A 7854-nucleotide genomic window follows, 5' to 3' on the forward strand; every position below is an offset into this window, starting at 1 on the left:
AGGCCAGTTCAAGCCCGCCACCCAGCGCATAACCATTGATGGCGGCAACAGTCACTCCCTGAAAATGACGGATCGCGGCAAACGCGCGATCAAATGCATCAACCACTTGCGAGGCTTGAGCCTTGTCTCCCGAGGTAAACATATTCAGGTCGGCGCCGGCACAAAAGAAGCGCTCGCCCGCCCCCGTGACAACCAGTGCACGGATATTTTCATCTTCGGACAGGCTTGTTACCGTCGCCTCCAGCTCAGCCAGCACTATCTGGCTGAGCACATTGGCTGGCGTATTATCGATGGTGACAATGGCGGATTGCCCCAGTTTTTCTACCACGATGTATTTCATTTTTATTCCCTGATCTTTTGACTCGTAAAGTATGGCTGGGATTGCCTCAACCACCACAGCGGGATGCCTTAAAAGACCTAGTAATGACATTAAAAACTACTGCGTATTAAAAATTATTCATTGGCATGCAAAACTCGACATGGGCATGACACAGGTAGATAACCCATGATTTATAGACAAGCATCCGCCGTAAATCTAAGTAGAGCCTGTTAAAATTAGAATTTTTTCAGGACATCATGCTTGAAACCAGTCTGTTCTCACTGTTTGTTGCCGGCCTGTTAGGCGGCGGACATTGCCTTGGCATGTGTGGCGGCATCGTGACAGCCTTAACCGTACCACATGGCACGCACAAGCCTAACCAGCTGTTATTGTTAGGTTATAACGTTGGCCGCATCGCCAGCTATGCATTGATAGGTGCACTGGCGGGGGGCATCAGCGGTTTTGCGCTGTCGGGCGGGCGTCTGGCGTTACTGCAATGGCTACTTTATATTGCTGCCAACCTGATTCTGATCCTGCTGGGACTTTATCTAGCCGGCTTGTCCAGCCTGTTGACCCGCGTCGAGGTCTTGGGGCGTCCCTTATGGCGCCGGCTGCAACCCCTGAGCCGGCGCATGCTGCCGGTCACCACACTGCCACAGGCGATCGCTGTCGGTGCTGTTTGGGGCTGGCTGCCCTGCGGGCTGGTCTACAGCGCCAGCCTGTCGGCACTGGCCAGTGCATCGGCTAGCAACGGAGCCATGCTGATGCTGGCCTTTGCATTCGGGACGCTGCCCAATTTGCTGCTGATGGGTGTCTTTGCAAGCCAGCTTAAAAACTGGCTGCAGAAAAAACCGGTCAGGCTATTTGCGGGTTTTCTGGTGGCGCTGACCGGTTTGATCCCCTTGCTACATTTGGCGCTTACTTGAGCGCGGCGCGGATGGCGGAAACATTATGCCGGAACAGCGCGATATAGCTGCCTGCCGGCCCGCCAGCAGGCGATAGCGCGTCAGAATACAGCTTGCCGCCGATCTTGACACCGGCCTCATTCGATAGCTGCTCCATCAGGCGCTGGCTGGCCATGTTTTCGACGAATACCGCACGCACCTTATCCTGCCTGACTTGCCGCACCAAGCGTGCCACCGATTTGGCCGAGGCCTCGGAATCGGTACTCACCCCTTGTGGCGCCAGGAAATGGATTTGATAGCGCGCACCCAGATAGGCAAAAGCATCGTGCGAGCTTAATACCTTGCGCTGAGCCGGAGGGATGGCGACGAACTGCGCCTGTGCCCAGTCATCCATAGACTTGACTTTGGCCGCATAGACGGCAGCACGTTGCTGATAGATTTTTTGGCCGGCGGGGTCGGCCTTGCTAAGTCCAGCTTCGATGTTGCGGATATAGCTCTGTACCCGCTTGGGGTCATGCCAGGCATGCGGATCGCTACCACCGTGGCCGTGTGCACCGGCATGCAAAGCCAGAGGAGACACGCCGTCTGCCGCGGTAATAAGTTGCCCCTTGAAATTGGCGGCACGGGTCAAACGCCCCATCCAGCCCTCATAGCCCAGACCATTTACGACAAAAACCTTGGCCTCGCCTATACGCTTGACGTCTGCCGGTTTGGGCTGGAATACGTGCGCGTCCTGATTCGGCCCGACCAGCGTGATCACATCAATCCGTTCGCCGCCGATTTCTTTGGTCATATCGGCAATAATGCTGAAACTGGCAACCACCGGCAGTTTTGCCCATGCAGCTAAAGGCAAGGCCATCAGTAATACGCTTAAAGCTATTTTTTTCATGTTTTTACTCTCTTCAGACAGCTAGCGGCCGCTGCTTTTATTCTTCAAAATGGCGGGCGCGGATATAACGGGGCAATGCACCACCTTGCGGTGCGAATAGCAGCGAAACAATATAGAACATACCGGCCAGCAGGATAATGGATGGACCGGATGGCAGCTCGACGTGGTAAGACAGCAATAAGCCTCCCCAGCCCGAGAGCATGGAGACCGTCATGGCACAAATCAGCATGCCGCCGACGCTTTGTGCCCACAAACGGGCCGTAATCGCCGGCAGCATCATCAAGCCTACCGCCATCAGGGTACCCAGCGCCTGAAATCCGGCAACCAGATTCAGGACCACCAGTAATAAAAACAGCTGGTGCCACCACTGTCCGCCACCACGTACTGCGAACAAAAAGACGGGATCCAGACACTCCAGCAACAGCGGACGCCAGATAATGGCCAGCACAATCAGCGTAACCGAAGCCACACCGGCAACCAGCAGCAAGGCCATATTGTCTACCGCCAGCACCGAACCGAACAGGATATGCATCAGGTCCACATTGCTGCCGCTGACCGAAACCAGCAGTACGCCGGCGGCCAGCGATAGCAGATAAAATGCGGCAAAACTTGCATCTTCCTTGACCGAGGTATAGCGCGTCGCCAGACCCGCCAGCACGGCGACCAGCACACCGGCAATAAAACCGCCCAGACTCATGGCAGGCAAGGAGAGCCCGGCCAGCATAAAGCCGATAGCGGCACCCGGTAACACCGCATGGCTCATGGCGTCGCCCATCAAGCTCATGCGCCGCATGACCAGCAATAAGCCTATCGGGGCCGAGCCCATGGCCAGCGCAATGCAGCCGACCAGCGCACGGCGCATAAAGCTGAAGTCGACAAAGGGGGCGAAGGCAAATTCATAGATGCTATGCCAGATCATGCTGCCTCCCCATCGGTGCGGCACACCGGCGCACTGTCGTGCCAGCTGGCGGTGCGTTCGACCGCACGGCGCAAATTGGCATCGTTCAGTACCGCATCCGTCTTGCCCCAGGCGATGATTTCACGCCCCATCAACAAGGTATAAGGAAAATAGGCACGCACCTGTTCATAGTCGTGCAGCACGGCAATCACGGTCCTGCCCTCCTCTTTCCAGCGACGCACCAGCTCCAGCAGGTCAAACGTCGTTTTGGCATCAACGGCATTGAAGGGTTCGTCCAGCAAGATCAGGCGCGCATCCTGCACCAGAATGCGTGCAAACAATACGCGCTGAAACTGCCCGCTGGACAAGGCACTGACAGGACGGGCGGCAAAACCATGCAAACCTACCTGATGCAAAGCCTCCTCGACCCGGATCAAGCCGCTACGCCGCATGCGCCCGAAGGCACCGGATTCATGCCACAGGCCGGTGGCAACCAGATCGGTCACCGACACCGGTAAGGAGCGGTCTATTTCTGACTGTTGCGGCAAATACGCCATATCACATACTGCCAGCCCGGATAGCTGCACCGAACCTGCATCCGGCTTGAGTGCGCCCATCATGGTTTTAAGCAAGGTGCTTTTGCCCGCGCCATTGGGGCCGAAAATAGCCGTCGCCTCGCCAATGGCAAATTCGCCGGATGCGTGATGCACCGCAGGGTGGCGCTGATAGGAGACCGTGAGATTATTCAGCGCGATTTTCATATCTGCCCTCCCAAGGCCCAGGCAACAAGCGACCATAGCAGCGCCAGCAATATGGCAACCCCCAGCAAACGATCCAGCGCCGACATGGACATCAGGCTAATAGGCATACGGGCCGGTTTTTCATGTGAATGCGGCGGCATTATGGTGCTCCCAGGCAGGCATTAAGCGCCTGCTCCAGCGCGAGCGCATCGATTTCGCCGGCAATCACTTCAAAGCGGCTATCGCGACGCCACGCAACCTGAGCGGCCCCCCAGTGGCCCTCGCTCCAGTTCAGCCATACCCAGCTACCCAATACGCGAAACACACCCTTGGCGCGCACCAGACCCGGCACCAGCACCGGCAGCGCATCGAAGAAATGCGTCAGCCTTTCGCCGTCAAATTCGCGCTCGGCGTCAAAGGTCCAGCCTTGCGACTGCCAGCGGCTAGCCGCCTCTTGCGGCAAGGCCGGTCGATAGCGCGGCTTGATGCCCGGTACCAAGTCCAGCCAGGCCGGATCCGCCGCGCCTTGCGCGACTTCAGCGACCAGCGCCTTGGGTGGAAATAGCCCCGCCGCCTTGTCGCGAAATGCATTCAAGGTCTCGATATCGGCCAGATCCAGTTTGGTCGCGATCAGTACATCGGCGATGGCGATCTGGTCGCGATAAAGAGGCTGCATGGCATAGGACGGATCGACAAACTGGCGCGGGTCCACCAGCGTCAGTACCGCGCCGACTTCCAGCGCATCGCCCAAAGGCTTGGCCCGTAATTCATCGATCACACCGGCCGCATGCGCCAGCCCGCTGGCTTCGATAATCAGCCGGTCCGGGCGTTCGCGCCGCAGCAAGGTCGCGACCGTGACGGTCATTTGCGGGCCGGCGACACAGCACAAACAGCCGCCCGCAATTTCAGCAACCGGCACCTCGCCATCCGACAAGACCGCACCATCGATGCCGATCTCGCCAAACTCGTTGACGATAATGGCCCAGCGTTCATGTGCCGGCTTATGGGCGATCAGGTGGCGCAAGGTGGTGGTTTTCCCGACGCCGAGAAAACCGCTGAGCAGGTTAACGGTGGTTTTTTTCATAGGTGGCAATGCTTGCAACTACCGGTCAAGACCAGACTTTGTGCCCGGGGCATAAAGCCGGCACTGGCCGTTATTTGAGATAGGGACTGAAACGTGGTTTCAGCATCGAGTTCTTCGACCGCGCCGCATTGCTCGCAAGCCAGAATCAGCGCCTGATGGCTGCACTCGAAATGGTGGCAGACGATATAGCCGTTCAGTGCATCGACACGATGCAGCATGCCGTACTGCGCAAGATAGTCGAGTGCTCGGTAAACCGTCGGCGGGGCTGCCGCGCCGCGTTCACGCTGCAAATCGGCCAGCACCTGATAGGCTTTAACCACACCCGGATAGCCCAGCACCAAGGCCAGTACCTGACGCCTGAGCGCAGTCAGCTTGCCGCCATTTTTTGCACACATGTGCTCAGCAGCCTGCAAATAGTGTTGTGCGTCCATGCGGGCATCCGGATTCAAAGAAGACGCGGATGTTACTGTATAACAATAATTGTGACAAGGCGGCGGTCACGCCTTCTTAAGGCACCCGACTAGACTGGAAAACTTACCGCTGTAGTACATACGAAAAATGCCGCTCACGCACTGGCGTGAACGGCATGATTACGGGATCAGCCCTGATTAGCGCTGATCCCAGGTCACAATCTCGACGCGCTCGGCAAGTTTGGCCGGCACTTGATCTTCATCCATGAAGAACTGCTCGTACCATGCACGCAACTGGTAAACCGGGCCATCACCTTCGGCCAGCACCGGATTATTGACGCGAATCTTGTTTTTCCAGATATCCACATCCTGATAAAAGGAACTACGGTTCTGCGCGACATAGTTGCGCGCCAGTTCGGCATTCTGCTCTTCCGTCCAGTCCGGCTGCTTTCTCACCAGCACGCCGAAACGCAGTTCGAAACTGGTCTGCGTAATCGGCGTATTGGCATTGAGCAAAATGGACTCGACCACACGGCCATCAAAATCGGCACGCATGCGCGTCAGGTGGACCGCCGGGCCGTAATACGCCGACTCGGCAACCAGATCGCCCCCCAGACGCACCGAGTCGCCGTGGAAGATCTGGTGCGCAATATGGCCTTCGAACACATTGGCAAAATACTTGGTTGGCGAGCCATGCACCGGGCCGAAGTGTTGCGCATCGGCCAGATTGTCGACCAGTTCGCGCGGATTGGTATCGATAATCAACGTGTCCAGCATCCAGTCGCTGGACCACTCGCCGCTGTCAAGTTCGGGCAAGTGCGGGATCACCACACCAGCGGCCGGAGCCTTGCCTTCGGCATTGTGCCAGACAAACAGCAGACCGTTTTCCTCGCAGGTCAGCCACTTTCCGGTCTTGGCCTTGTGCGGTACGCGCTTGCAGTACGGCACTTCCTTGCACTTGCCATCGGCACCGAAACGCCAGTGATGAAAGGGACACACCAGCAAATCACCCTCGACGGTGCCGCGCGACAGGTCGGCCCCCATATGCGGACAATAGGCATCCAGTACATGGATATGGCCCTGACTGTCGGCAAATGCAGCCAGGCGGGAGCCAAACATATTAAGCGTGTGCGCTTGCCCGTCACGATAATCTGCAGCAATGCCGATGCAGTGCCAGCCGCGGGCAAAACGGGTTGGCAGTTCGCTGCGAAACACAGGCAGCTCCAGGGAAATGGCCATATCGGTCATGCTACATCCTCCATCACGGGATTCGGTTCAGTAAAGACCTGCTAAAGGTAGGGATATTGCAGGCGGGCTCTGGTGTCTGCCTCCCGCGAACGGACTAGAAACAGCGCTGACTCAAAATCTTGTCGGCCGCGACATGGCATCAATGCCGCCATCGGCTACCAGCAGGCTGCCATGGACATAAGAGGCCGCATCGGATGCCAGAAACGCAATCACCCCGGCGATTTCTACGGACTGTGCACGCCGGCCCATGGGCGGCAAAAAGTCGCGCGTCGCCTTGCCGATCAGCGGGTCATCCATGCTTTGCTGCAATAACGGCGTCTCGACCGCGCCGGGCGCCACCGCATTCAGGCGCACCCCCGCCTCACCCCACTCTTTGGCCTTGCGCCGGACATGGCAGACGATGGCATGCTTGGAAGCGGCATAGGCGATTACCCCATGGCCGGCATCGCTGGCCATGGCCCGTACCTTGGCCTCGTCGCCATCCAGAAAAGCATCCCGCAGCGGATGGTCTTCCCAGTTGCCTTGTGTGGCCGCAACCGAAGCCACCACCACCGCATTGCCGCCGCTGGCTCGCAGCGCCTCGAACAAGCCGTCCAGCAGTGCGGTCACGCCAAAATAATTGACCGAAGCTACCAGTTCCCCCGGATGATTGCCCCCCAGACCGGCACAGCAGATCAGGCTGTCGACACAGCCATTGCTTCTTTGCAGCACTTCACTGATCGCCTTGTCGCGCCCGGCGGCCGAGGACAGATCCGCCGCGATGTCGGCGTCTTTGAGGTCAATGCCGATCACGCGCTCACCTGCATCCCTGAAGTGCTGCGCGGTAGCCGCACCAATGCCGGAGCCGCTACCGGTAATTACGATGGTCTTCATGCTGTTTCCTACCTTGTCGGTGATGCCGCGATTGTGTGATGCGTGCCCCCCCTTAGCACCCTCCATATGGACGATGCCCCATCTCGGCACGAGGGCGACATTGCCCTGAAATATTGTCGCAGACCCAGTCGGTGCACGCCGGTTTAGCCAGGAATTCACCATGAATGTTTATGCAGCCCTACTCTCGCCTGCCCGCATCGGCGGGATGCAACTGAAAAACCGTATCGTGATGGCCCCCATGGGCTCCAATTTTGCCGATGCGGATGGCCATTGCAGCGAGCGCATCCAGTCTTATTATGCGGCACGCGCCAAGGGCGGCGCCGGCCTGTTGATCATGGGGGTGGTGTCGGTCGCTTACCCTGCCGGCACCGCCGAGCCTTATCAGGTCGGCTTGTCCGACGATTGTTTCATCCCCGGTATGGCCGAGATCGCGCGCCGCGTCCACCAGCATGGCGGCAAGATAGCCGTGCAGTTGCAACATGCAGGCA

At 58.1% G+C, this 7854-nt stretch carries 10 protein-coding genes and 1 pseudogene; 2 read left to right on the top strand and 9 right to left on the bottom strand.

The window, feature by feature from the left end; genetic code table 11:
* Positions 1-340, bottom strand: a 340-nt coding sequence (locus tag ACRC1E_RS01490) for an enoyl-CoA hydratase-related protein (protein ID WP_438513338.1), incomplete at its 3' end; no start/stop codon positions are given.
* Between the two features lie 236 nt (positions 341-576).
* On the opposite strand from ACRC1E_RS01490, the gene ACRC1E_RS01495 reads away from it, so the two are divergent.
* Positions 577-1245, top strand: a complete 669-nt coding sequence (locus ACRC1E_RS01495) for a sulfite exporter TauE/SafE family protein (protein ID WP_438513339.1) — start codon at positions 577-579, stop codon at positions 1243-1245.
* On the opposite strand, the gene ACRC1E_RS01500 is transcribed toward ACRC1E_RS01495, so the two are convergent.
* From ACRC1E_RS01500 to ACRC1E_RS01535, 8 genes are all read right to left on the bottom strand, one after another.
* A complete protein-coding gene (locus tag ACRC1E_RS01500) occupies positions 1238-2113 on the bottom strand; it encodes a metal ABC transporter substrate-binding protein (protein ID WP_438513340.1) in 876 nt (291 codons plus the stop codon). The genes ACRC1E_RS01495 and ACRC1E_RS01500 overlap by 8 nt on opposite strands.
* Before the next feature lie 37 nt (positions 2114-2150).
* Positions 2151-3032 (bottom strand): metal ABC transporter permease, encoded by an 882-nt coding sequence (locus ACRC1E_RS01505; RefSeq protein ID WP_438513341.1) that lies wholly within the window; start codon positions 3030-3032, stop codon positions 2151-2153.
* Entirely contained in the window at positions 3029-3772 is a 744-nt protein-coding gene (locus ACRC1E_RS01510; protein ID WP_438513342.1) for a metal ABC transporter ATP-binding protein, read from the bottom strand. Before ACRC1E_RS01510 ends, ACRC1E_RS01505 begins: the two co-directional genes overlap by 4 nt.
* Positions 3769-3912 carry a hypothetical protein gene (locus tag ACRC1E_RS01515; RefSeq protein WP_438513343.1) on the bottom strand — a complete coding sequence of 48 codons (144 nt, stop codon included), beginning with the start codon at positions 3910-3912 and terminating at the stop codon, positions 3769-3771. Before ACRC1E_RS01515 ends, ACRC1E_RS01510 begins: the two co-directional genes overlap by 4 nt.
* The gene (locus ACRC1E_RS01520) at positions 3912-4844 is read right to left on the bottom strand and encodes a CobW family GTP-binding protein (RefSeq protein WP_438513344.1); all 933 of its coding nucleotides are present in this window, start codon (positions 4842-4844) and stop codon (positions 3912-3914) included. The genes ACRC1E_RS01515 and ACRC1E_RS01520 overlap by 1 nt, the downstream gene beginning before the upstream one ends.
* Entirely contained in the window at positions 4832-5266 is a 435-nt protein-coding gene (locus tag ACRC1E_RS01525; protein ID WP_438513345.1) for a transcriptional repressor, read from the bottom strand. The genes ACRC1E_RS01520 and ACRC1E_RS01525 overlap by 13 nt, the downstream gene beginning before the upstream one ends.
* Before the next feature lie 177 nt (positions 5267-5443).
* On the bottom strand, positions 5444-6493 hold the full coding sequence (locus tag ACRC1E_RS01530; RefSeq protein WP_438513346.1) for a Rieske 2Fe-2S domain-containing protein: 1050 nt from the start codon (positions 6491-6493) through the stop codon (positions 5444-5446).
* A gap of 111 nt (positions 6494-6604) precedes the next feature.
* Complete coding sequence (locus tag ACRC1E_RS01535; protein ID WP_438513347.1) at positions 6605-7366, bottom strand: SDR family oxidoreductase; 762 nt, start codon at positions 7364-7366, stop codon at positions 6605-6607.
* Positions 7367-7526: 160 nt separating this feature from the next.
* Here ACRC1E_RS01535 and ACRC1E_RS01540 point away from each other — a divergent pair.
* Positions 7527-7854, top strand: a pseudogene (locus tag ACRC1E_RS01540) (hypothetical protein); the annotation flags it as partial.

Source organism: Craterilacuibacter sp., from assembly GCF_051659485.1.
GTDB lineage: Bacteria > Pseudomonadota > Gammaproteobacteria > Burkholderiales > Chromobacteriaceae > Craterilacuibacter.